The organism is Candidatus Rokuibacteriota bacterium, from assembly GCA_016209385.1.
Lineage (GTDB): Bacteria > Methylomirabilota > Methylomirabilia > Rokubacteriales > CSP1-6 > JACQWB01.
On record JACQWB010000100.1, the window covers coordinates 1 to 22,301 of the forward strand.

The following is a 22,301-nucleotide window of genomic DNA, read 5'->3' on the forward strand; positions in this document are numbered from 1 at the left end:
CACCATTCCTGGGGGAGGCCTCGGAGGGGGCCCGGGTACCCGCGCCGGAGGCGCGGGTGTCCCCCTCCGATTGTCCTAGCAGCCCGGAGCGTGGTGGATCCCGGCGGTCTTGAGCGCGGCGGTCTGCAGCTCCTCGGCCAGCTCCAGCGTGCGCGCCGCGGCGCGCCGGGCCGCCGCCTGGGCCTCCGCGGTGGTCGCGTAGCGGAGGAGGATCGAGCGGCCCAGCTCGTGATGGTAGCGCTCGTCGGGCTCGATGGTGTCCCGGTAGAGCGTGGCCGTCGCGCGATCCCCCGCCCGCTCGCAGAACTCGATGAACTGCCGGTTCTTCACGACCGCGATCGCCTCGCGCGTGAACTGCCCCGCGGCCGCGCGCTCGACCGTCGTGGTGAGCGTGCGCAGGTAGTCGAAGAGCGGACCGTACCCCTTCGCCAGGGGATTGTAGGTCTTCGCGTCGAAGCCCAGCTCCCGGAGCCGCTCGACGATCAGCCGGTAGTGCCTGGCCTCGTCCCCGACCTGGCGCGCGAAGGCGAGCTTCACGTCCACCTCCTCCGTGGTCACCATCCAGCGCGCCGCGATCTCGCTGGCCTCGACCTCGTTCTTCAGCGCCACCTTGAGCAGGTTCACGACGGTCAGGTCGCCGTCCACCTCGGGCATGAGCGTGGCGTCCGGCTCGAGGCGCCGGAGCATCTCCTGGTTCCTGGCGTCCAGCTCCGTGACGAACTCTTCGGCGGTCATGGCGATTCCCTCTTCAGAGCGGGTTCAGCTCGCGCGGCGCGAGGTCAGGCCGTGAGCGAGGAGGTCCGGAAGCTCCTGGGTCAGGGTCTCCTTGGTGACGACGCGGTCGCACCGCGCGTGCCAGGGCTGGGTGATGCGCGCGAGCGAGTGGGTGGTGAAGCCGAGGATCGGCGGCCGGGGGGACCGGGCCTCGAGCGACGCGAAGAACGCTCCGTAGTCCCAGGCCGGCGTGGTCAGATCGAGGATCACGAGGGCGGGGCTCTTGCCCGAGGCCAGGCAGGTACCAAGCTCGTCGGGAGAGCGGCAGAACTCGACGGGAGTGCCCGCGAGGCGAGCCGTCTCCCTGATCCGGGCGACGAAGAAGAGGTCCTTGACGACGGCGACGACCCCGTCAGTCATTCTGCTCCTGCCTGCCGAGCCAGTACCTGCTCCACTCGGTCAGGTGGGTCAGCGTCGAGAGGTCCTTCATCCGGTCCAGGTACACGATGCCGTTCAGGTGGTCGGCCTCGTGCTGGATCACCCGGGCGAAGAAGTGGCTCGCGGTCAGCTCGATTGGCTCGCCTTGGCGGTCGAGAGCCTCGAGCCTCACCGTCGTGTAGCGCGGAACCTTGCCCCTGAGGTCGGGGATCGAGAGGCAGCCCTCCCAGTCCTCCTCCATCTCCGGCGTGAGCGGGGTCACCCGGGGGTTCACGATCACGGTGAGCGGGATGCTCGGAGCCGCGGGGTAGCGGGGGTTGTCGAGCACCTCGATGACGGCGATCTGCTTGAGCGTGTGGACCTGGGTCGCGGCGAGGCCGGCCCCGTTGTACTCGCGCATGGTCTCGACCATGTCGTCGATGAAGCTCTGGACCTCGGGAGACCGGAGCTCCGAAGGCAAAACCTGCTCCGTGACCTTCCTGAGCACCGGGTGCCCCAGGCGGGCGACCTTCAGAATGGCCATCGTGAGCCTCCGCGCTCTAACGTGAACAGCGAGGTCATTCTAGCACAGCGCCGCGCCGCCGTTCGGGCGGGGCCCGGCGTCAGGCGAACAGGCCGCCGCGCCGCGCAGCATCCCAGAGCAGGAGGCTCCCCACGACGAGGAGGACGAGGCCCATGAGCGTCAGGAGCCCGCGGAGGCCCATGGTGCCGGTGAGCCGGGCCCCCTGAAACGTCCCCACCATCCCCGTGAGCCCCATCAGGATCAGGAGCGGGTAGTCCACCTCCCCCGCGATCACGTGGCCGACCCAGCCGAAGGAGCCCATGAGAAACCCGATGACGAGATTACTCCCCGCCGCCACGCGTGGGTCGATCCCCAGGATCGTGATGAGGGCGGGGAGCCTGAGGCTTCCGAGGATCAGGCCGACGGCGCCGCCGAGGAGGCCGATGGCAAAGCCTACCAGCGCCTCAGCGACGACCCGGCCCGGCGTCCAGGTCCCGCCGGCGCGAAGCAACTCCTCCTGCGCGCCTGGCTGACGCCCGGTCACAGGGCTCTCCTTAGGCCTCTCGCGTCTCGCCCTCACGAACAGCTCGACCGCCTGCCACACGACCAGGATTCCCGCCAGCCCGATCAGCAGGGACTCGGGCGCCAGGCCGCTCCCGAAGCCGCCGACGAACGCGCCGATCATGGCGGGGATCCCCTGCACCGCGACGATCCGCGCGTTGACGCGCCCGGCGCGCCAGTGGCGGACCGCCCCGGTGACGGCGCTCAACGTGCTCACCAGGATGTTGGTGCCCGCGGCGACCGGGGCCGGCATCCCCAGGAGCAGGAGGAACGGCAGCCGCATCGTCCCGAGCGCGAGCCCCACCACGCCCCCGACCACGCCGACGCCGTACGAGAGGGCGGTCAGGAAGACCGCGTGCCAGACGACGGCGTCAGAGGGGAGGCCAAAGGCCGAGAGGGGGACGGTCACGCCGCTGTGCTCGGCGAGGGTCGGTAGCCGACCAGCTCCAAGAGGTTCCCGTCGGGATCGAGGAAGTAGAGGCAGTCGTGGTCTCCCCAGTTGATGGGGGCATGGTGGGGGATCCCCCGCTCGGCGAAGAGGCGGCGCGCCGCCTGGAGGTCCTCCCAGGAGACCTCGAAGGCGTGGTGGCTCTTGCCGAGCGGGTGTTCGATCAGCTCCCGGCCGCCCGGAGCTCGGTCAGGCCTGAAGAACAGGGCGAGGTTACCGTCGCCGTAGCGGAGCAGGACCTGATCGGGCAGTCGCATCTCCACCATCATCCCGAGGACGTCCGTGTAGAAGCCCTCGGCGCGCCCCAGGTCAGCCACGTCCACGCCGAAGTGGTCCAGCCGCTTGACCCGGATCATGCGAGATCCGAGAGCGCAGCAAACGTCGCGCCGGCAGCCTCCATCTCTTCAATCGCCTTGGCGCCGTCGCCCGGGTTCACGTCCACGGCGCGGATCGCGTCCTCCAGGACGACGACCTGGAATCCCTCGCGGAGGGCGTCGAGCACGGTCGCCTTCACGCAGTAGTCGGTGGCGAGGCCGCCGACGAAGAGGCGCTGGACCCCCAGCTCACCCAGCGCGGCGGCGAAGGGCATCCCGTTCGGGTCCTCGGCCTGGAAGCACGAGTAGGCATCCGCGTCCGGGTCCATCCCCTTGGAGACGATCACCGCCTCGCGCGGGAGCCTGAGGTCGGCGTGGAACTCCGCGCCTTTCGTCCCCTGGACGCAGTGGGGCGGCCAGACCCCGCCGTACGCCTTGAAGTGCTTGGTCACCGCGGGGTGCCAGTCGCGCGAGGCGAAGATCGGCCCTCTGAGGCCGGCAAACCGCTCGACGTAGCGGTTGAGCGCCGGAACGACCCGGTCCCCCTCGGGGACGGCCAGCGAGCCCCCCGGGCAGAAGTCGTTCTGGACGTCCACAATCACCAGGGCATCGCGTGAGGGATCAATGGCCATGGCTCATTCCTCCTCTCCCAGCAGCGTGTCGGAGTAAATGCCCTTCGAGCGCGGGCTCCGCCCGCGCAACCGACTCGGGCCTCGCCTCGTGGCTCTCCTCGCCTGCGGCTCGTCGGCAGCCCCACGGCTCGAACCACCAATCCTGGGGGAGGCCTCGGAGGGGGCCCGGGTACCCGCGCCGAAGGCGTGGGTGTCCCCCTCCGATTGTCCTAGCGCCCCGCGGATCTCGCGAAGCGCGCTGGCGTCCTGCTCGCGGCTCAGGGCTCGGGCGAGCGCCGCTCGGGCCTCGCGGGTCGCGATCCGTCCCAGAGCCCACGCCGCGTGTTGACGAACAAGTGGTTCGGGATCTCCGAGCGCCCGGCTCAGCGCGGGGACCGTTTCCGGATCGCGGCGGTTGCCGAGCGCCACGGCGATGTTCCTCAAAAGCCCGCGCCGCTTCGCCCGCGTCAGCGCCGTGCCGGCGAAGCGCTGCCTGAAGCCGGCTCCGTCGAGCTCCAGCAGCTCGCTCAGCTCGGGAAGCGGCTCCCGCGGCCGGAGCGCACGGTCGCGCGACTCGGGGGCCTTGCGATTCCAGGGGCAGACCGTCTGGCAGAGGTCACAGCCGAACGCCCACTCGCCGATCCCCTCTCTGAGCCCGGCGGGGATCGGCCCCTTGTTCTCGATGGTCAGATACGAGATGCAGCGCCGGGCATCCAGCACATAGGGCGCCACGAACGCATTCGTCGGACAGACATCCAGGCAGGCGCGGCACGTCCCGCAGCGATCGGGAAGCGGAGCGTCGAAGTCCAGCTCGACCGTGGTCAGGAGTACCCCGATGAAGAAGAACGAGCCGAGCGTCGGATCGAGGAGGTTCGTGTTCTTCCCGATCCACCCGAGACCCGCGCGGGCTGCCAGGTCGCGCTCGAGAACGGGGCCGGTGTCCACGTAGATCTTCCCGCGCGCCTCAGGCCCGCCCGCCTCCCGGAGGAAGGCCAAAAGCTCCTCGAGCCGCGGCGTCATCACGTCGTGGTAGTCCCGCCCCCACGCGTAGCGGGCGACCGGGTTCCACCCCCGGGCCTCGGGCGGCTCGCCCTGGTAGTAGTTCAGCGCGACCGCGATCACCGAGCGGGCGCCGGGGAGGATCTGCCGGAGGTCGAGCCGCTTGGCGCGGCCTCGCGCGAGGTAGTCCATGGTGCCCGCGTACCCCGCGGCGAGCCAGGCGTCGAAGGCTGGACCATGCTCGGGAGGATCGCCAGGGCCGATGGCGACCCTGTCGAAGCCCAGCTCCAGGGCCTTCGCCTTCACCGCCTCGCTCAGCGCCAGCTGTGTCAGGGTCACCGTCGCCTCGCCTTGACGATGAGATGGCTTCGCGTCAGCGTCCTCCCTCCACCGCTGACGACCTCGACGTACCGCTGCCAGCGACCGTCTCGCTCCCACCTGGCCCGGAGCTCCCCCACGTGGGCCAGCGCGTCCTCGGCCGAGCCGAACCGACGGACCTCATGCTCCACCTCGAGGTGCTCCACCGTGAAGCCGTGACTCTCGAGCAGCGCCCTGAGCCCGGCCTCTTCGAACGCAAAACGGGAGACTGTGCCGGTCTCGCGCCACTGGTCCACGTGAAAGCAGACGAAGGCGAACACCTCCCCGGGCCCGAGGGCCCGGCTCGCCCGGGCGATGATCGCCGGCGACATGCAGAGGTGAGTTGTCACGAGTTGGGGAGCCCAGCGAACATACTCCTCGACCTCGGCGTCGGCAACGACGAACCCGGCGTTGGCGAGGCCGAGGGCGGTAGCGCGCTCGCGGGCGGTCGCGATCGCCGCCGCGTCGCGGTCAATCCCGATCACCCGGCGGCAGCGCGGTGCAAGGGTCAGGGCGAGCCGGCCTGTCCCGCAGCCGACGTCGAGCGCCGTCACGTCCTTCAGCTCGTCGGCGGTGAGAAGCGCGAGGAACTTCGGGCTCATCCCGCATCGATCATAGCACGCAGCTCGCGACCCTTCACGTCGCCACGCCCGCGAGCGCCTCAGTAGCCCGCAGCCGCCCCGTCGGAACGCGGGTCGGCGAACCCCGCCTTGACGCCGTTCCCGAGGACCATCACGCCGTGGGCATGGCCGGTCAGCTCGTCCCAGGGCGCCAGGACGTTCACCGCATGCCCGCGCGCCTCGAGCCTGCGCGCGGTGTCGGACGGCATGCGCCCGTCCAGGTTCAGGAACTCCCGCGGGTCGCCGATGGCGAAGCGGCCGGCGAGCCAGCGCGGGGCCTCAATCGCCGCGGCGAGGTCGAGCCCGTGGTCGAGCATGGCCGAGTAGACCTGGAGGTGGATCTGAGGCTGGCCGTCGGCGCCCATGCAGCCGAAGACGAGCCAGAGGCGCTCGTCGCGGAACGCCAGGGACGCCATGAGCGTGTGCAGCGGGCGCTTGCCCGGCTCGAGGCGATTGGGATGCGCCGGATCGAGCGAGAAATAGGCGCCGCGGTTGTGGAGCACGACTCCGGTCTCCCCGGCCACGATGCCCGAGCCGAAGCCCATGTAGAGGCTCTGAATGAGCGACGCCGCGTTCCCCTCGGCGTCCACCGCCGCGACGTACACGGTGTCGCCCTGGAGGCTCCCGGCAGGGATCTGGTCCCAGACCCAGGCTCGATCGGGACGGATGAGCTGGCGGCGCTCCCGCGCATACTCCCTGGAAAGGAGCCTTGCCACGGGGACCTTGGCAAAGGCCGGATCGGCGAGATAGCGGTCCCGGTCGGCGAAGGCGATCTTCTTGGCCTCGACGAAGAGATGGAGCTGGTCGGGACCGAGGTAGGGGAGCGCGGCGATGTCGTCGTCCTCGAGCATCTGGAGCATCAGCAGGGTGGTAAACCCCTGGGAGGGCGGCGGTGTCTGAAAGATCGTGATCCCGCGGTACCGGCCCACGAGCGGCTCCGCCCACTCCGAGCGCTGGGCGGCGAAGTCGGCCTCGCTGTGGAGGCCACCCCCCGCGCGGGAAAAGGCGACGATGGCCCGTGCCACCGGGCCCGCGTAAAAACCGTCGCGCCCGTGCTCGGCCACCAGCTCGATCGTCCGCGCCAGATCGCGCTGGCGGAGCCTGTCGCCAGCCCGCGGGATCGCGCCGCCGGGCAGGAAGACCCGAGCGCTTGTCGGCTGGGCGCTCAACACCGGCAGCGTGCGCTCGATCCAACCCCTGAGCTTCGCGGTCACCGGAACCCCGTCGCGGGCGTACCCGATGGCGGCGTCGAAGAGCGACCTCCAGGGAAGACGGCCGTAGGCCCGGTGGGCCTCAGCCCAGCTGTCAAGCGCTCCGGGGACGGTGACGGCGAGGAGGCTCCGGGGCGGGATCTCCCGGAGCCGGCGGCGCTCGAATTCCTGGAGCGTCGCTCCGGAGGGAGCCCGGCCGGCCGCCACCAGGGTGCGGACCTCGCGGCGCCGTGCATCGTAGATCAGCCAGAACGCGTCACCTCCGAGCCCCCCCATGTGCGGGTAGGCGACGGCGAGGACCGCGTTGGCGGCGATCGCGGCGTCGACGGCCGAGCCCCCGTCGCGGAGCGCCGCGACGCCGGCCTCGGAGGCCAGGACGTGCGGGCTTGCCACGAGTCCGTGCGGCGCCAGCGTCGGCGTCCGCTCGGCCAGATAGGCGCTCATGTCGCCATGCTCCTCCGGTCCGAAGGCATCTGCCACTATACCCGAAAGCCGCGCCCGGCTCACTGGACTAACCTTCGCTCATGATTCGCCTTGACGACCCCCTGGAAGGTCGCTATCCTCCCCGCATCGCGATGGAGAGCGCGCTGGTTCGGGCGTTGCGGACGATCGACGGCCAACGGCTGGCCCGTCACCTGGAGACGCGCGACGAGTACGCGCGGGCCTTCCCGCTCTTCTTCCGCGCCATCGCCCACGAGGCCTGCGCGCACCTCTGGGAGCAGTTCCCGGGCGCCACGGCCTTCGTCGGCGAGGACTGCCGGGGCGAGGCGGCCGTGCGCTACCCGCACCTGGCGCGCCTTCCCCTCGACTGGGTCGCCTTCGCCTTCGAGGGTGTGGTGATGTGGGACCTCCACATCGGCGTCGTCACCAACCTCGCGCGACACCGGCCCGCGATCCAGGTCGGGGTCCACACGACTCCGCCCCTCTGGCCCCGCCTGGCACCGATGCTCGAGGCGCTGGACTGGCAGGCGCTGGTCGGGGAGAAGTTGGCCCTCAACGAGGCCCGGGTGATCGGCGAGATCCAGCTCGTCGAGCCGGCCCGCCCACTGATCTTCGCCGACCTCGCGGGCGAGGTCTTCCGCCTCGCCGAGCGGGTCGCCCGCTACTACGCGATCGTCGCGCCGCTTCCGGTGGAAGCGGGGATCGTACCCAGGAGCTAGCATGGCGCTGAAGGTTGGCGTCGTCGTGATCGGTGGCGGCGTGACCGGCGCGAGCATCGCCTTCCACCTGGCGAAGCGCGGCCTGCGTGACGTGGTCGTGGTCGAGAAGAACTTCCTCGCGTCGGGCGCGACCGGGAAGAGCTCGGCGTGCGTGCGACAGCACTACTCGACCCCCGAGACCTGCCGGATGGTCCTCAAGTCGCTCCACTTCTTCGAGCGCTTCGAGGAGCTGACGAGCGGGCGGACCGCCTCCTTCGTCAGGACCGGGTACCTCCTAGGGGTCGACGATCGCCTCCGGCGGCAGATGGAGGCGTCCGTGGCCCTCCAGCAGTCGGCCGGGATCAGCACGCGGCTCGTCTCGCCCGCCGAGATGCGCGAGCTGGAGCCGCGACTCAGGACTGACGACCTGGTGGCGGGGTGCTACGAGCCGGAATCCGGGTATGCCGACCCGTCGCAAACGACGCAGGGCTTTGCCGGGGCGGCACGAGACCTGGGCGTGCGGACCATGGAGCAGGCCGAGGTGCTCGCGGTCCTCACGCGCGGCGATCGCATCGCGGGGGTGAGGACCAGTAAGGGAGAGATCGAGGCGCCGATTGTGGTCAATGCTGCTGGAACCTGGGGCGACAGGATCGGCCGGATGGTGGGGCTCGAGATCCCGATCACCGTCTGCCGGCACAAGATCAACTTCATCGCGTGGCCCCAGGAGGCCCGCCGCCCCCACCCGCTCGTCTACGACTTCGTGACCAACATTTACACGCGCCCGGAGACCGGTGGCCTGATCCTCGTCGGCTCACTCGACTCGGAAGAGCTCCACGACCGCGCCGACCCCGACGGCTACGCGGAAGGCGTCACCTTCGACGAGACGCTGGATGCCCTGGGCAGGATCGCCCAGCGGTTTCCCGTCCTCGAGCAGGGATCCGTGGCCAAAGGGTACGCGGGTTGCTTCGACGTGACGCCGGACTGGCACCCGATCCTGGACAGGGTCGGGCCGGATGGGTTCTACGTCGCGGCGGGCTTCTCCGGGCACGGGTTCAAGCTCTCGCCGGCGGTCGGGGAGATGATGGCCGAGCTGATCGCCGAGGGACCGCGGCCTGGCTCGGATGTCTCGGCCTTCCGGCTCTCGCGCTTCGCGGAGGGCAAGCCCATCCGGGGGACCTACGGCGACTGGCTGATGTGCTGAGCGGAACCGCGCTGCCTTGAGCCTCCACGAAACGCTGATCGTCGTTGACGGCCTGATCGTGTCGAACTGGGGACCGGACGTCTTCAAGGCGCTCCGCGCCGGGGGCATCACCGCGACCAACGCCACCTGCGCGGTGTGGGAGAACGCGCGCCAGACCCTCGACAACATCGCCCAGTGGCTCGGGTGGTTCGAGCGCCACGCCGACCTGATCATGCCGGTCCACCGGACCGACGACATCGCGGCCGCCAAGGCGGCAGGCAGGACCGGTATCATCCTCGGCTTCCAGAACGGGAGCCCGATCGAGGACCGCCTCGACTACCTGGCACTCTACAAGCGGCTCGGCGTCGGCATCATCCAACTCACGTACAACACGCAGACCCTGATCGGGAGCGGTTGCTACGAGTCGCGCGATTCAGGCCTCTCCGACTTCGGGCGCGAGGTCGTCACCGAGATGAACCGCGTCGGCATCGCCGTGGACCTGTCGCACGTCGGTGTCGAGACGAGCGACGACGCCATCGCCGCGTCGCGGGACCCCGTGGTGTTCTCGCACGTGCTGCCCAAGGAGCTGAAGGACCACCCGCGCAACAAGGAGACGCGCCAGCTCAACGCGGTCGCCGACACGGGCGGTCTCATCGGCGTCACCATGTTCCCGCCGTTCTTGCCTAAGGGCGCGGCCTCCACGGTGGACGACTACGCCGAGATCATCGAGTGGATGGTGGACCGCTGCGGCGAAGACCACGTGGGCTACGGCACGGACTTCACCGAGGGCCACGGCGAGGCGTTCTTCCGCTGGATCACCCGCGACAAGGGCTACGCCCGGCCGCTCACCGAGTTCGGCGAGATCAAGAACCCGGCCGGCATCGGGCGGATCGACGAGACCTCGAACCTCACCGCCGCCCTCGAGCGGCGCCGGTGGCCAGCCGCGCGCATCGAGAAGGTGATGGGCCTGAACTGGGTCCGGTATCTCAAGCGCGTCTGGCACGAGTGAGCCGATGGGAACCCCCTTGACGACCCTGCGGACGGCCGCTATTCTCGCCGCATCACCGAGCGGCCCGCCGGGCCTGCAGCAGGTGCTAAAGAGGAGGACACGATCATGAGGCGTAAACTGCTCGTCGCAGGTATGGCAGCTCTTCTCGTGCTCGCCGTAGGCTCTGACGCGGCTCTGGCCCAGCTGAAGTGGAAGGCCGTGGCCACCAGCCGGCCCCTTCCGCAGTTCAAGTTGTGGGAATGGTTGGCGGAGGAGCTGGACAAACGCACGAAGGGGCAGATCAAGCTAGACGTGGTGAGCCTGCCTGAGCTGGGCCTCACGGGCTTCGAGCTGGTGCGGGTCATGAAGGCCGGGCTGGTGGACATCGGCGATGTGCTCCCCACCTATGTCGCGGGCGACGTGCCCGTCATCGAAGCGGTGGACCTGCCCGGCTTGTTCGCTGACTTTGAAACCTCCGTCAAGGCCCACATCGCCTTCATGCCTGTCTTCAAGAAGTACGAAGACAAGCTCGGGGGTGTCGTCCTGGGGGCTTACCTCTGGCCCCATCAGGTCATCTTCAGCCGGAAGCCGGTCCGGGGCCCCGCAGACTTGAAGGGGCTGAAAGTACGAGTCTACGGCACTGCCCAGACGGAGTTCTCACGGGCGCTTGGGCTCGAGCCCGTCTCCGTCGCCTTCGCCGAGGTATACACCGCTCTTGACCGCGGGACGGTGGACGCGGGCTTCACGGGAACCTACTCGGGGTGGGGGGTGAAGTGGTTCGAGGTGACCAAGCACCTGGTGGATGTTAATCATGGTCCCGTGTCCGGCACCTTCGCAGTGAGCAAGAAGACGTGGGATAAGCTCACCCCCGAACTCCGGGAACTCCTCACGAAACTCGGACAGGAGTTCAGCGAGAAGGGGTGGGAGGTCGGGCGCTGGACCACACAGCAAGGCGTCGACAGGAACAGAGAGAAAGGGATGGAGTGGGTCCCCACCAGTCCGGCCATGGCGGCTGCGGTCAAGGAAGCTGTGAAGAACGCAGTCGTGCCGAACTGGATCAAGCGCGCGGGACCGGATGCCAAGCCGATCTTCAACCAGTACGTCGCCCCCTACGCCGGCTTTACCATCCCCTGAGGAGTCGCAGGACGGCAGCGGTGAGGCGAACAGAAGAGACTCGCGCTGAGGGCGGTCCGCCCACCGCTGTCCTTCCGGGCACCGCGCGCCAGGTGCTTCGCGCCGTCGATCTCCTGGCGAAGGGGATGGCCTATATCAGCGGCGCCCTCTTCCTCCTGGCCTCCTTCTACATCACTCTCGACGTCATCGGCCGAAAGTTCTTTCACGTCTCCTCGGCGGTGACGGACGAGATCGGCGGCTATGCCCTGGCCATGGGCGGCATGTGGGCCCTGGCCTACGCCCTTCGCATCGGGGGGCATGTCAGAATCGATATCCTGCTCCCTCATCTCCCGCCGCGCGTGCGGGCGCTGCTCAATTACGCGGCCGTGGCCGTGATGGTCCTCTTCGCCGCGATGGTGGCGCTCTATACCTGGCGCCTCGCCCTCGACTCCCTCGCCGGCAACGCCAAGGCCATGAGCTTCATCCAGACCCCCCTCTTCGTGCCCCAGGGTCTTATGGCATTCGGATTCACGGTGCTGACCCTGGAGGCGGTAGTGATTCTCGTCGTCGGGCTCATCGAGTCGCTTCGCCTCGGACACTTGGCGCCGCTTGCGGGGCTCGAGCCCTCCGAGCGGGCCGACCAAGCCTAGGCGGGGGTCGCTCCAAAGGAGAGACCGAGTGGCATTTGTCGCGCTCACTGTTGCAAGTGTGCTCATGCTGGCGGCCTTTCTCCTCGGGCTCCACGTGGCTGCCGCTCTGGGCGTCCTGAGCTTCTCCCTCATGTACGTGTTCAGCGACCGACCGCTCTGGGAGATGCTCGGGCTCATCGCATGGAACACCAACACGAGCTTTGTGCTCGTCGCGATTCCCTTCTTCATTATGATGGGCGAGATCCTGCTCCGGAGCGGCCTGTCAGACCGCCTCTATCGGGTGCTGTCCCACTGGCTCGCCCCACTGCCGGGAGGGCTCATGCACAGCAACATCGCCGCGTGCGCCACTTTCGCGGCGGTCTCGGGCTCGAGCGTCGCCACGGCGGCGACGATTGGCTCCGTCGCCCTCCCCGCCTTCCGCGCCCGGGGTTACAACGAGCGGCTGGTCCTGGGATCCCTGGCCGCAGGCGGGACGCTGGGGATTCTGATTCCTCCCAGCATCAACTTCATCGTCTACGGGGTGCTGATGGAGGTCTCCATCGGCAGACTCTACATCGCCGGGATCTTCCCCGGGATCCTGCTCTCGCTCCTGTTCATGGCCGTGATCTTCTACGCCGCTGTCCTCCGGCCCGGCGTCGCTCCGCGCGAGACCGCTGTGTCGTGGAAGACCCGGCTGATCGGGCTCCTCGACATGCTGCCCACTTTCTTCCTGATCTTCCTGGTCCTGGGAACGATCTACCTGGGCGTGGCCACGCCCACCGAGGCGGCGGGCTTCGGTGTCACCGGGGCCTTTCTCCTGGCCCTGTTCAGCCGCCGGGTGAGCCCAGCGATGCTGCGTGAGGTCTTCCTCTCGAGCGCCCGCACCACGGCCATGGTCATGCTGATCCTCACCGCGGCCTTCATCCTCAACTCCACGCTGGCGATCCTCGGCGTGCCGTATGCCATCTCGAAGGCCGTGGCCTCCTGGGGGCTGACGCCGACCGTCACGCTCGTCGTCCTCGTGCTCTTCTACCTGTTCCTCGGAACCTTTATGGACGGCTTCGCCATGATGGTGACCACCATCCCGGTGATCCTCCCCGTCTTAAAGACGATGAACATCGATCTGGTGTGGTTCGGGGTCATCGCGGTGATTCTGACGGAGGCCGCGCTCATCTCGCCGCCCGAGGGGCTGAACCTCTACGTCATCCACGGCCTACGCCAGAACCCGGGGGCAGGCGAGCGCCGGACGATCATGGATGTCTACCTGGGGGTGCTGCCGTTCTTCCTGATGATGCTGCTGGGGATCGCGTTCATCATCATGTTCCCGCAGATCGCGCTCTGGCTCCCGACCACGATGAAGGGAAGCTGAGCCCCCGATGGCAACACCGAGCGAAGCGCGGCTCATCCGGCGCTACTTCACAGGTTGCTCGCGTAGGGAGAGACACGAATGCGGATAGGGATCACCGGTGCAGGAGCGATCGGGAGCGTCGTGGGTGGAATGCTGACGCGGGCCGGGCACGACGTGACGCTCATCGACCAGTGGCCGGAGCACGTCGAGGCGATGAAGCGGAGCGGCCTCCGGCTGAGCGGCACGTGCGGTGAGCACCTGATCCCGGTCAGGGCGCTCCACATCCATGAGCTCCAGAGCGTCGGCGAGCCGTTCGACGCGGTCTTCATCGCGGTCAAGTCCTACGACACCGAGTGGGCCACCGCCCTCTGCGTCGCGTACCTCAAGCAGCCGGACGGCGTCGTGGTCGACTTTCAGAACGGAGTCAACGACGAGCGGGTCGCGGCGATCGCTGGAAGGGAGCGGACGCTCGGCTGCGTGATCACCATCGGGGCGGGACTCTACGAGCCGGGCCACGCGATCCGGACCGACCGGGGCTCGGTGGGGTTCAGGATCGGTGAGCTGGACGGAGCCGAATCCGGGCGGGTGCACGACCTTGTGAAGGTCATGAACGATGTGGCCCCGGCCAAGGTGACGACGAACCTCCGCGGCGAGCGCTGGTCCAAGCTGGGGGTCAACTGCATGGCGAACCCGCTGGCCGGGCTGAGCGGCTTCGGCTCGGCGGAGGTCCGGAGCCAGCCCGAGCCCCGCCGCATCGCGATCCAGATCGCGGCCGAGGTGGTCAAGGTCGGCCGCGCCCTGGGATACGAGGTCGAGCCGATCTACGGCATCGCGCCGCAACGGATGGTGGACGCCGCCGAGGGCCGGGGCCTGGCGGCGGTGGAGGCCGACATGGCTGCGGGGGTCCAGTTCCTGAGCGGCGGCCGGCCGTCCCTGCTCCAGGACGTGATGAAGGGCCGGCGGACCGAAGTCAACTACCTGAACGGGTACGTCTCAGAGCAGGGCCGAAAGGTGGGCGTGAAGACGCCGTTCAACGACGCGATCGTGGAGCTCTTCCGCCGTCACGGGGTCGGGCTCAGACCCGATCCGAGGAACCTCGAGCCGCTCCTGAAGCTGCTCCCCGGATAGGGCCAATCGTCGCCGCCCACGCACCTCTCGGCGGGAGAAACGGGCGTCTTCTTTCCAGGAGCTTGTCCGAGTAATGCCCTTCGAGCGCGCACCCGCTGCGCGGGTACCCGGCCCGCGCAACCGACTCGGGTCTCGCCTCTGTCTGATTTACTCGGGCCTCGCCTCGTCGCTGGCACCGGCGATGAAACTGCCGGCGCCGAAGCGCCTCGGCTCGAACTGCCGTGCCTGCGGCTCGTCGGCAGCCCCTCGGCTCGAACCACCATTCCTGGGGGAGGCCTCGGAGGGGGCCCGGGTACCCGCGCCGAAGGCGTGGGTGTCCCCCTCCGATTGTCCTAGCCGCAGCGCCGCGCCATCTCAGCGCGTACAGCATCCCGGAGCCGCACCACCTCCCTCCAGCCTTCGCCTTCGGGCTTCATCGGGGCCCCGATCGTCACCGTGATCTGCCCCGGCCGCGGGAGCCACGTGTCCGCGGGGAGAATCTCCCGGGTTCCCCGGAGGATGATGGGTACCACGGGACACCCGGCCTCTACGGCTGCCTTAAAGGCTCCCAGCTTGAACGGGAGGAGCCCGGCGGACCGGACGAATGTCCCTTCGGGAAAGACCAGAAGCGGGACGTCACCCCGGAGCATTGCCGTCACGCGCCCGGCATCCGCGACGCTCCGGGAGAGGTCGGTCCGCTCAACCATCACGTGACCCACCTTGCCCAGCACCGTCTTGATGAACGGGACCGCCTCAAGCTCCCGCATGGCCACGAACCGGAACTCCAGCGGGAGGGCGGCCGAGAGTGCTACCGCGTCCAGATAGCTGGCGTGGTTGGCCGCCAGGATTGCCGTTCCCAGGCCCCGGAGACTGTCGAGCCCTTCGACCCGGATCCGGCAGCCGGCAGACGCCAGCAGGATCCGGCAGAAGCGCCGCACAAGCCGGTCCACCGGGCGCCCCGGCGGAAGAATGAGCACCAGCGCCCAGATCACCGGCAGGGCCGGAAGCAGGAGGAGCCCCACATAGGCGGCGTAGCCCAACCTGAGTGCCTGACCCAGAAGGCGCCCTCCCCGGCCTCCCAGACCCCGCATCAGGAGCCACGCCCATTGCGCCCACGCCCATCGGCGGACGCCGAGCTTCCCGGCGAGATAGGCGTCGCACGTGGCGCTCCGGCGCACCTTCCCACTGGAAGTCTTGAGCACGGACCCCTGCGGAGCGATCACCACGACGTCCGGGGGGATGCCGACCGTTGCGGCCAGGCGCTCGATGACAGCCGCCTCAAGCCGCGCCCGCGCCTCGGGTGTCGTCTCCCGGCTCTCGGCCACCACGACCAGGCGCTCGGTTCCGATCGCAGGGTCCGCGATCCCGAACGCGGCCACGCACCCCTTGCGGATCCCGGGAATGTTCCCCACCACCTCCTCGACTTCCTGGGGATACAGGTTCCGACCCGCCTTGATGATGAGGTCTTTCCGCCGGCCGGTGATGAAGAGCTCTCCGTCGGCCGTGTAGCCCAGGTCGCCGGAGTCCATCCACCCGTCGTGGATCGCTGCCCGGCTCGCGTCCGGATTTCGGAAATATCCCCGGGTCACCGATGGACCGCGGAACTGGATGTGCCCCTCGATCCGCTCGCCTAGCGGTCGGCCGTCGGCGTCGACGATCCGGACCTCGTGCTCGGAGAGCGGCCGACCGCACGAGACGAAGCGAAGGGGGTTCTGATCCTCGGGGGCTGCCGGGTGCGCCACCCGGTCGCGCTGGAAGCGCTCGCGGACCACCCGGTCGACCCACGGGCCTCGCTCGGTGGGCGGAACCGTCAGCGCCGCGGCGGCCTCCGCCAGGCCGTAGACCGGGCACATCGCCGCCGGTCGGAAGCCATAGGGAGCGAAGCGGCGGGTGAAGCGCTCGAGCGTGTCCGGGCTCACCGGCTCGGCGCCGTTGAAGGCCAGACGCCAGGAGCTGAGATCGAGGCCCTGGAGTTCGTCGTCGGTCACCTTCCGGACGCAGAGCTCGTAGGCGAAGTTCGGAGCCACCGACAGCGTCCCGCGGTAGGCGTGGAGCGCCTGGAGCCAGCGCGCCGGGCGGGCGAGGAAGGCCAGCGGCGAGAGGATCACGATCGGAATGCCGTGGTAGAGGGCTAGGAGCCAGCCGATCAGCCCCATGTCGTGGTAGAGCGGAAGCCAGCTGACGCCGACATCGTCGGGCCCGATCGCGATCGCGCGCCCGCTGGCCCGGATGTTCGCCACGAGGTTGGCGTGGGTGAGCAGTACGCCTTTCGGCTCGCCGGTACTCCCGGACGTGTACTGGATCAGCGCCGGATCCTCAGGGTCCAGGTGGACCGACGCCGGTTCGGCGCCGGGGAGCGCGAGCCGTTGCGCCCCCGCCACCTGCGCGAGGGAGGGCACACGCGCCATGAGCAGGGCCGCAACACGTTCGGCCTCCCGGAAGGTGATGAGCAGGCGCGCCCCGGCGTTTTGCAGGATCCGGACCTGGCGCTCCAGGTACTCCCCGATCTGGTCGGGGCGAAAGGGCGGGTAAATCGGAACGGGGACGCCGCCGGCGAGGAGGGTACCGAAAAACGCCCCGAAGAAGTCCGCTTCGGTCCTGAGCATGAGCGCCACGGCATCGCCCCGCTGGAGTCCGCGCGCGTGGAGACCGGCGGCGATGGCTGAGGCCCGATCCCAGAGTGCCCCGTAGGTGATTGGCCGCTCGCTTCCGTCCTCTTCCCTGAGGAACATGTGCGTCCGCCCCGGCTGAGCCGCGGCCTGCCACCTGAGGACATCCGCGAGCGTCCGGGATGCCGCCGGTGCCGGGGCACCCACACTGGGCCGCGGGGACGGTCGGAGGACGATCTCGGGGGCGGAGGGGCCGGCGGTGTGAACCGCGTTCACCAAATCCAGGAGCGTGTCCGCCTCCGCCATGACCGCGTCAGGGAGGCGCACGCCAAATGCCTGCTCCAGCCGCAGAAGGAGCTCCACCCGCTCGAGGCTGCCGAGGCCGAGATCGCGGTCGACGGACGCATCCGGCGAGACCGCCTGCCGCCCTGAGCCGCCCCGGAGCTCCGTCAGAAGCTCTTCGACGATCTCGATCACTCGCCGCTCGACCGTCTGCGTATCGAGGCTTTCCATCGCGTCACACCCGAGAGGCCGCGGTGTCAGCAGTTCGCCGGCGAGCGCATCCGCTCGACGATGACCTGTGCGCCTTCCAGTATTTCCAGGGTCACGCTGACCTCGGCGCAGGCCCGGCCGATGGCGCCGTAGAGGTCCGTGATCGCCGAGACGCTTTCCCGCAGCTTGGACCGGGAGAAGACCTCGCCCGGGGCGAGCTTGAGCTGGCGGCGAACCTCTTCGACCGGCAGGACACGGGTCCCGGTGACCTCGACGTTCCCCACGGTGAACTGCAGCCCCTCGATGAGGTTGACCGTAATCGTCACGCGCGCCCGGGCCCGGTCCACGGTGATTTCATGGGATTCCACCCGAGCGTGAAGGTAGCCATGGTCGTGGTAGAGCGCCACGATCCGCTCGAGGTCCCGCTCCAGGCTCCGGCGCTGGACGATCCCCCCGAAGAAGAAGAACCGCCGCTCCCGGGTCTCCATGGCGGCCTTGATCTGCCGCGCGGCGAGGCCCTTCGCGCCTCCGATCACGATCCGGTCGATCGTAAAGCGGCGTCCTTCGACGATTCCGAACACGACCCGGAGGTCCCCGTCCGAAAGCGCCCGGGCCTCGGGCGTGATCTCCGCCTCGAAATAGCCCTCCTGCTCGTAGTGGTCTTTGAGCCGCTCGCGTGAGCGCTCGACATCCGTCGGGTTGTAGATAAGCCCTGGTTTGAGGTCGATCGTCTCCTGAAGCGTCTGGGTGGCGATCCGACGGTTGCCCTCGAACGCGATGTCGCGGATGAACGGTCGCTCGACCACGACGAAGGTCAGCTTGATCCCCCCCTCGAATTCCTCGACCTTCACCTGGACATCGTCGAAGAACCCGAGGGCGAAGACGGCCCGGATATCCTGGGCCACCTGGGCCCGGACGAAGGGAGCGCCCAGCCTGGTCTGGATTCGTTGCAGGATCACGGCTTCCTGGACCCGCCGGTTCCCCTGAACCGCCAGCTCCCTGACCATGAGCGGGGGTGGTCCTTCCTCGGGCTGAGCCCGGGCACGCCAGGGGAGCGCGCACACCGCCAGCCCGGCCGCCGCAAGGGCAAGCACCACCACTCCGGCTCGCTTCGCTGTCATCCCCACGCTCCGGACACCCCTGCGGCACCCTCGACCTCACCGCCCGCGGGGTAACTCGTCCAACCGTCGGTTCCTGAACCGCACCCGAGCCTCGCGCCAGGTGAAGCGGTCAGGGGCGACCCAAGGATACCGCCACTCGCCATGGCGAGGAATAACCTGCGATGGGGAGCGAGGGCAATCAGCTGCCGCGTTCTGACGGTGGCCCCCAGCCTCCTCCCCCGGGCGTGACGATCTGGACGCGGTCACCGGGCTTGAGCGGGTAGCCCCAGACCTTCGACGGCAGTCGCAGTTCCTGCGGCGTCGCCGGGTTCAGCACGAGCGCCGCGCGGCCACCGGGCCCGCCACCCTGAAGGCCCCAGGGCGGCATCTCCGCCCGCTCCAGCGTCCCCAGCAACTGGGCCTCGTGGTCCAGGACTTGAATGGTCCGTCGGATCCCCATCCCGCCTCGGAACTTGCCCGCGCCACCGCTGCCGTCCACCAGCGCGTAGTCCTCGACGAGGAGCGGGTACTCCATCTCGAGGCACTCGACCGGGAGGTTGGAGGTGTTCGTGATGTGGACCTGGACGGCGTCCAGGCCATCGGCGTGAGCCGTCGCCCCAGCGCCGCCTCCGATCGTCTCCAGATAGATGTAGTAGCGGCCCGTCCTGGGGTTCATGCCGGAGAACACCCACGCGCTGTTCGCGCCGTTTCCGGCAGCCGGAACCCGTTCGGGAAGTACCGGCGCCAGAGCACCGAAGACCACGTCGGCGATCCGCTGGCAGGTCTGAGTGCGCCAGCCGACCGGCGCGGGGGGAAGGGCGTTCACGATGCTCCCCTGGGGTGCCTCGACCTCGATCGCCCGGTAGAACCCGCCGTTGGCGGGGATCGTGGCATCCAGGACCGCCTTCAGCGCGTAGTAGACCGTCGCCAGGAGCGCGAGCCACACGACGTTGATGTCCCCCGGGCTCTGGGGGCCGGTCCCAGCAAAGTCGAGACGAATCCTCTCGCCGTCCACGCTGATCGCCACAGCGATCGGGATCGGTCCCTCCCTGACGCCGTCGCCGTCCAGATAATCGACGAACCGGTAGACGCCCGGCGGGAGCTTGGCGATGGCTGCCCGGATCTTTCTCTCGCCATACGACAAGTAATGATCGGACGCCGCCCTGACCGCAGCCGAGCCGTAGCGGCCGCAGAGCTCCAGGAGCCGGCGCTCGCCGAGCCGGTTGGCGGCGATCTGGGCGCGAAAATCGCCCTCCCGCTGGTCGGGAAGGGCGAAGTTCGCCAGGAGCAGCTCCAGGACATCCTCGCGGACCCGACCCGCCTCCACGAGGCGGATCGGCGGGATCCGGAGCCCCTCGTCGTAGATCGAGCGGATCCGCTCGCCGGTCCGGTCCGCGTGGTGGGCGATGTTGGCGACGAAGCCGAAGAGCTGGCCCTCGACGAACACGGGAGCGGCCAGCGTGATGTCGGGCAGATGGGTGCCGCCTCCCGAGTACGGATCGTTGGCGCCGAAGACGTCGCCGGGCGCGAGAGCGTTGGGCGGGTAGCGGCGGAGGATCTCGCGGACGACGCCGAGAAGCGATCCCAGGTGCATCGGGATGTGCTCGGCCTGGGCGATCACCTGGCCCTCCCGGTCGAAGATCGCCGTCGAGCAGTCCCACCGCTCCTTGATGTTGCTCGAGTAGGAGGCCTTGATGAGCGCCGTCCCCATCTCCTCCGCGATCGAGAGGAGCGCCGAGCCGATCACTTCAAGCGCGATCCGATCCACTTCAGGCCTCAGTGATGATGAGGACGCCAAGCTCGTCGACCAGCGCCTCCTGCCCCGGGTGCAGCAGGGTCGTGCTGTCGAACTGCTCGATCACCCCGGGCCCGGCGAGCCGGTTGCCGGCGACGAGGCGCGCGCGGTCGTAGACCGGGCAGTCGAGGACGCCGGCCTCGTCGAAATCCACATGGCGGCGGCCCAGCAGCGCCGCCGAGGCGTCGAGGGCACCGGGCTTCCGCCTCGGAATCTCCGGCTGATCGGGCACGCCCCGGGCGACGAGACGGGCGTTCACCACCTGGATGGGCTCGGCCTCGGCCGAAAACCCGTAGGTTGCTTCGTGAACCTGGAGGAACCTCTGGCGGAGCCCCTCGGCGGAGCGCTCGCGCCAGACCTCGTCAGGCACCGGAACCAGCAACTCGTAGTTCTGGCCCTCGTACCGGAGGTCGAGCCAGCGGGCGAGCTGACGGCGCTCGGGCGGGACCCGCTCGCGGTCGAGCCACGCCGTGGCGTCGGCCTCGAGGGCCGTGAAGATCGGCTCCAGCTCATCGAGCGCCTGGGCGTCGAGCCTTCCGACCCATGTCCTCACCGCGTCGGCCCTCAGGTCTTCGACCAGGAGGCCGAGCGCGCAGAGAATGCCCGGTCCCGGAGGAACCAGAATCGTCCGAATGCCCAGCTCGCGCGCGAGCGCCCCCGCGTGAAGCGGCCCGGCGCCCCCGAAGGCGAGCAGCGCGAGCCGGGTCGGGTCCACGCCGCGCTGGACCGTGACGACCCGGAGCGCCCGGGCCATGTTGGCGTTGACGACCTTGATGATGCCCCGCGCCGTCCCGACCGCGGAGAGGTCGAGGGCCTCACCGAGCTTGGCGATAACCTCGCCGGCGCGCGCCAGATCCAGCGGCATCCGCCCGCCCAGAAGCCCCTTCGGCGAGAGCCGTCCCAGGAGGAGATTGGCGTCGGTCACCGTCGGCTCGGTCCCGCCACGCCCGTAGCAGGCCGGGCCGGGGTCGGCTCCCGCGCTCTGAGGGCCCACCATCAGCGCGCCGCCCGAATCGCGCCAGGCGATGCTCCCGCCGCCGGCGCCGATCGTGTGGATGTCGAGCGCCGGAATCCGGATCGGGACTCCGGCGATCTCGCGCTCGAACGCCAGCGCGGGAGTCCCGTCGCGCACGAACGAGACGTCGGTGCTCGTCCCTCCCATGTCAAACGTGACGACCGACGACACGCCCGCCTTCTGCGCCAGCCAGGCCGCCCCGGCCACTCCCGCGCTCGGCCCCGAGAGCAGCGTCTTCACGGGCGCGCGCGCCGCCTCGTCGATCCCGATCGTCCCGCCGTTGGACTGGTTGATGTACGGGACCGCGACGATCCCGAGCTCCCGCACCCGGCGGCGGAAGGCCTGGATGTACCCTACCAGGACCGACCCCAGATAGGCGTTGACCACGGTGGTGGTGAGGCGCTCGTACTCCCTGAACTCCGGGAGCACCTCGTGCGATGCCGAGCAGAAGACGTTCGGCATTAGTGACCGGGCGCGCTCCAGGACCCGGCGTTCGTGGTCGGGCGAGCGATAGGCGTAGAGGAAGCAGACGGCCAGGGCCTCGACTCCCTCGCGCGCCAGGCCCTCCAGGGCACGATCCACCTCAGCCAGATCCAGCGGAAGGCGCACGCTCCCGTCGGCCATCACCCGCTCGGCGACCTCGATCCTCAGGGCACGCGGGATCAGCGGCGCCGGCTTGGGGACGTGGAGATCGTAGAGGGACGGGCGCCGCTGGCGCGCGATCTCGAGCAGATCCCTGAACCCCCGGGTGGTAATGAGCCCTACCCTGGCCCCTTTGCGCTGGAGCAGGGTGTTGGTGGAGACCGTAGTGCCGTGGGCGAGGTAGCCGATCTGCCCTGGCGAGGCGCCGGCCTCGGCCAGGATTCGCGAGATCCCGTGCAGGATCCCTTCCGACGGGTCAGAAGGCGTGGACGGGACCTTACCGACGATGAGAACGCCGGTCTCCTCGTTGAGGAGGGCCAGGTCCGTGAAGGTGCCGCCGACATCGATGCCGATCCGGTAGCCCATCGC

The 22,301-nt window shown here is 69.2% G+C and carries 19 protein-coding genes and 1 pseudogene; 7 read left to right on the forward strand and 13 right to left on the reverse strand.

Going from position 1 to position 22,301, the window contains the following annotated elements:
• Positions 1 to 75 precede the first annotated feature (75 nt).
• The 9 genes and pseudogenes from HY726_06740 to ggt all read right to left on the reverse strand — a co-directional run bounded on the left by HY726_06740 (position 76) and on the right by ggt (position 7,219).
• Positions 76 to 735 (reverse strand): ferritin-like domain-containing protein, encoded by a 660-nt coding sequence (locus HY726_06740; GenBank protein ID MBI4608684.1) that lies wholly within the window; start codon positions 733 to 735, stop codon positions 76 to 78.
• 24 nt (positions 736 to 759) lie between these two features.
• Complete coding sequence (locus HY726_06745; GenBank protein MBI4608685.1) at positions 760 to 1,134, reverse strand: hypothetical protein; 375 nt, start codon at positions 1,132 to 1,134, stop codon at positions 760 to 762.
• Entirely contained in the window at positions 1,127 to 1,675 is a 549-nt protein-coding gene (gene def, locus HY726_06750) for a peptide deformylase (protein ID MBI4608686.1), read from the reverse strand. The genes HY726_06745 and def overlap by 8 nt, the downstream gene beginning before the upstream one ends.
• Before the next feature lie 79 nt (positions 1,676 to 1,754).
• Positions 1,755 to 2,624 carry a sulfite exporter TauE/SafE family protein gene (locus tag HY726_06755; GenBank protein ID MBI4608687.1) on the reverse strand — a complete coding sequence of 290 codons (870 nt, stop codon included), beginning with the start codon at positions 2,622 to 2,624 and terminating at the stop codon, positions 1,755 to 1,757.
• Positions 2,621 to 3,019 carry a VOC family protein gene (locus HY726_06760; protein MBI4608688.1) on the reverse strand — a complete coding sequence of 133 codons (399 nt, stop codon included), beginning with the start codon at positions 3,017 to 3,019 and terminating at the stop codon, positions 2,621 to 2,623. Before HY726_06760 ends, HY726_06755 begins: the two co-directional genes overlap by 4 nt.
• On the reverse strand, positions 3,016 to 3,609 hold the full coding sequence (locus HY726_06765) for a nicotinamidase (GenBank protein ID MBI4608689.1): 594 nt from the start codon (positions 3,607 to 3,609) through the stop codon (positions 3,016 to 3,018). Before HY726_06765 ends, HY726_06760 begins: the two co-directional genes overlap by 4 nt.
• 3 nt (positions 3,610 to 3,612) lie before the next feature.
• Positions 3,613 to 4,926 (reverse strand): tRNA epoxyqueuosine(34) reductase QueG, encoded by a 1,314-nt coding sequence (gene queG / locus HY726_06770; protein ID MBI4608690.1) that lies wholly within the window; start codon positions 4,924 to 4,926, stop codon positions 3,613 to 3,615.
• A 449-nt stretch (positions 4,927 to 5,375) separates the two neighbouring features.
• A pseudogene (locus tag HY726_06775) lies at positions 5,376 to 5,546 on the reverse strand (class I SAM-dependent methyltransferase).
• Positions 5,547 to 5,605: 59 nt separating this feature from the next.
• Positions 5,606 to 7,219 (reverse strand): gamma-glutamyltransferase, encoded by a 1,614-nt coding sequence (gene ggt, locus HY726_06780; protein ID MBI4608691.1) that lies wholly within the window; start codon positions 7,217 to 7,219, stop codon positions 5,606 to 5,608.
• 80 nt (positions 7,220 to 7,299) lie between these two features.
• Here ggt and HY726_06785 point away from each other — a divergent pair, with 80 nt between their 5' ends.
• The 7 genes from HY726_06785 (at position 7,300) to HY726_06815 (ending at position 14,300) form a co-directional block, all read left to right on the forward strand.
• Positions 7,300 to 7,935 carry a hypothetical protein gene (locus tag HY726_06785; GenBank protein ID MBI4608692.1) on the forward strand — a complete coding sequence of 212 codons (636 nt, stop codon included), beginning with the start codon at positions 7,300 to 7,302 and terminating at the stop codon, positions 7,933 to 7,935.
• Position 7,936: 1 nt separating this feature from the next.
• A complete protein-coding gene (locus HY726_06790; GenBank protein MBI4608693.1) occupies positions 7,937 to 9,115 on the forward strand; it encodes an FAD-binding oxidoreductase in 1,179 nt (392 codons plus the stop codon).
• 16 nt (positions 9,116 to 9,131) lie between these two features.
• On the forward strand, positions 9,132 to 10,103 hold the full coding sequence (locus HY726_06795) for a membrane dipeptidase (GenBank protein MBI4608694.1): 972 nt from the start codon (positions 9,132 to 9,134) through the stop codon (positions 10,101 to 10,103).
• Positions 10,104 to 10,208: 105 nt separating this feature from the next.
• Positions 10,209 to 11,216, forward strand: coding sequence for a TRAP transporter substrate-binding protein (locus HY726_06800; protein ID MBI4608695.1), 1,008 nt, complete (start codon positions 10,209 to 10,211; stop codon positions 11,214 to 11,216).
• Positions 11,217 to 11,236: 20 nt separating this feature from the next.
• Positions 11,237 to 11,845: a TRAP transporter small permease gene (locus HY726_06805; protein ID MBI4608696.1), complete on the forward strand. Its 609-nt coding sequence runs from the start codon at positions 11,237 to 11,239 to the stop codon at positions 11,843 to 11,845.
• Between the two features lie 64 nt (positions 11,846 to 11,909).
• Positions 11,910 to 13,193: a TRAP transporter large permease gene (locus HY726_06810; GenBank protein MBI4608697.1), complete on the forward strand. Its 1,284-nt coding sequence runs from the start codon at positions 11,910 to 11,912 to the stop codon at positions 13,191 to 13,193.
• A gap of 78 nt (positions 13,194 to 13,271) precedes the next feature.
• Complete coding sequence (locus HY726_06815) at positions 13,272 to 14,300, forward strand: 2-dehydropantoate 2-reductase (GenBank protein ID MBI4608698.1); 1,029 nt, start codon at positions 13,272 to 13,274, stop codon at positions 14,298 to 14,300.
• 332 nt (positions 14,301 to 14,632) lie between these two features.
• Here HY726_06815 and HY726_06820 read toward each other — a convergent pair whose 3' ends face one another.
• The 4 genes from HY726_06820 to HY726_06835 form a co-directional block, all read right to left on the reverse strand.
• On the reverse strand, positions 14,633 to 17,401 hold the full coding sequence (locus HY726_06820) for an AMP-binding protein (GenBank protein MBI4608699.1): 2,769 nt from the start codon (positions 17,399 to 17,401) through the stop codon (positions 14,633 to 14,635).
• A gap of 26 nt (positions 17,402 to 17,427) precedes the next feature.
• A complete protein-coding gene (locus HY726_06825) occupies positions 17,428 to 18,501 on the reverse strand; it encodes a hypothetical protein (GenBank protein MBI4608700.1) in 1,074 nt (357 codons plus the stop codon).
• Between the two features lie 178 nt (positions 18,502 to 18,679).
• Entirely contained in the window at positions 18,680 to 20,248 is a 1,569-nt protein-coding gene (locus HY726_06830; protein MBI4608701.1) for a hydantoinase B/oxoprolinase family protein, read from the reverse strand.
• A 1-nt stretch (position 20,249) separates the two neighbouring features.
• Positions 20,250 to 22,298, reverse strand: coding sequence for a hydantoinase/oxoprolinase family protein (locus HY726_06835; protein ID MBI4608702.1), 2,049 nt, complete (start codon positions 22,296 to 22,298; stop codon positions 20,250 to 20,252).
• Between the last annotated feature and the right edge of the window lie 3 nt (positions 22,299 to 22,301).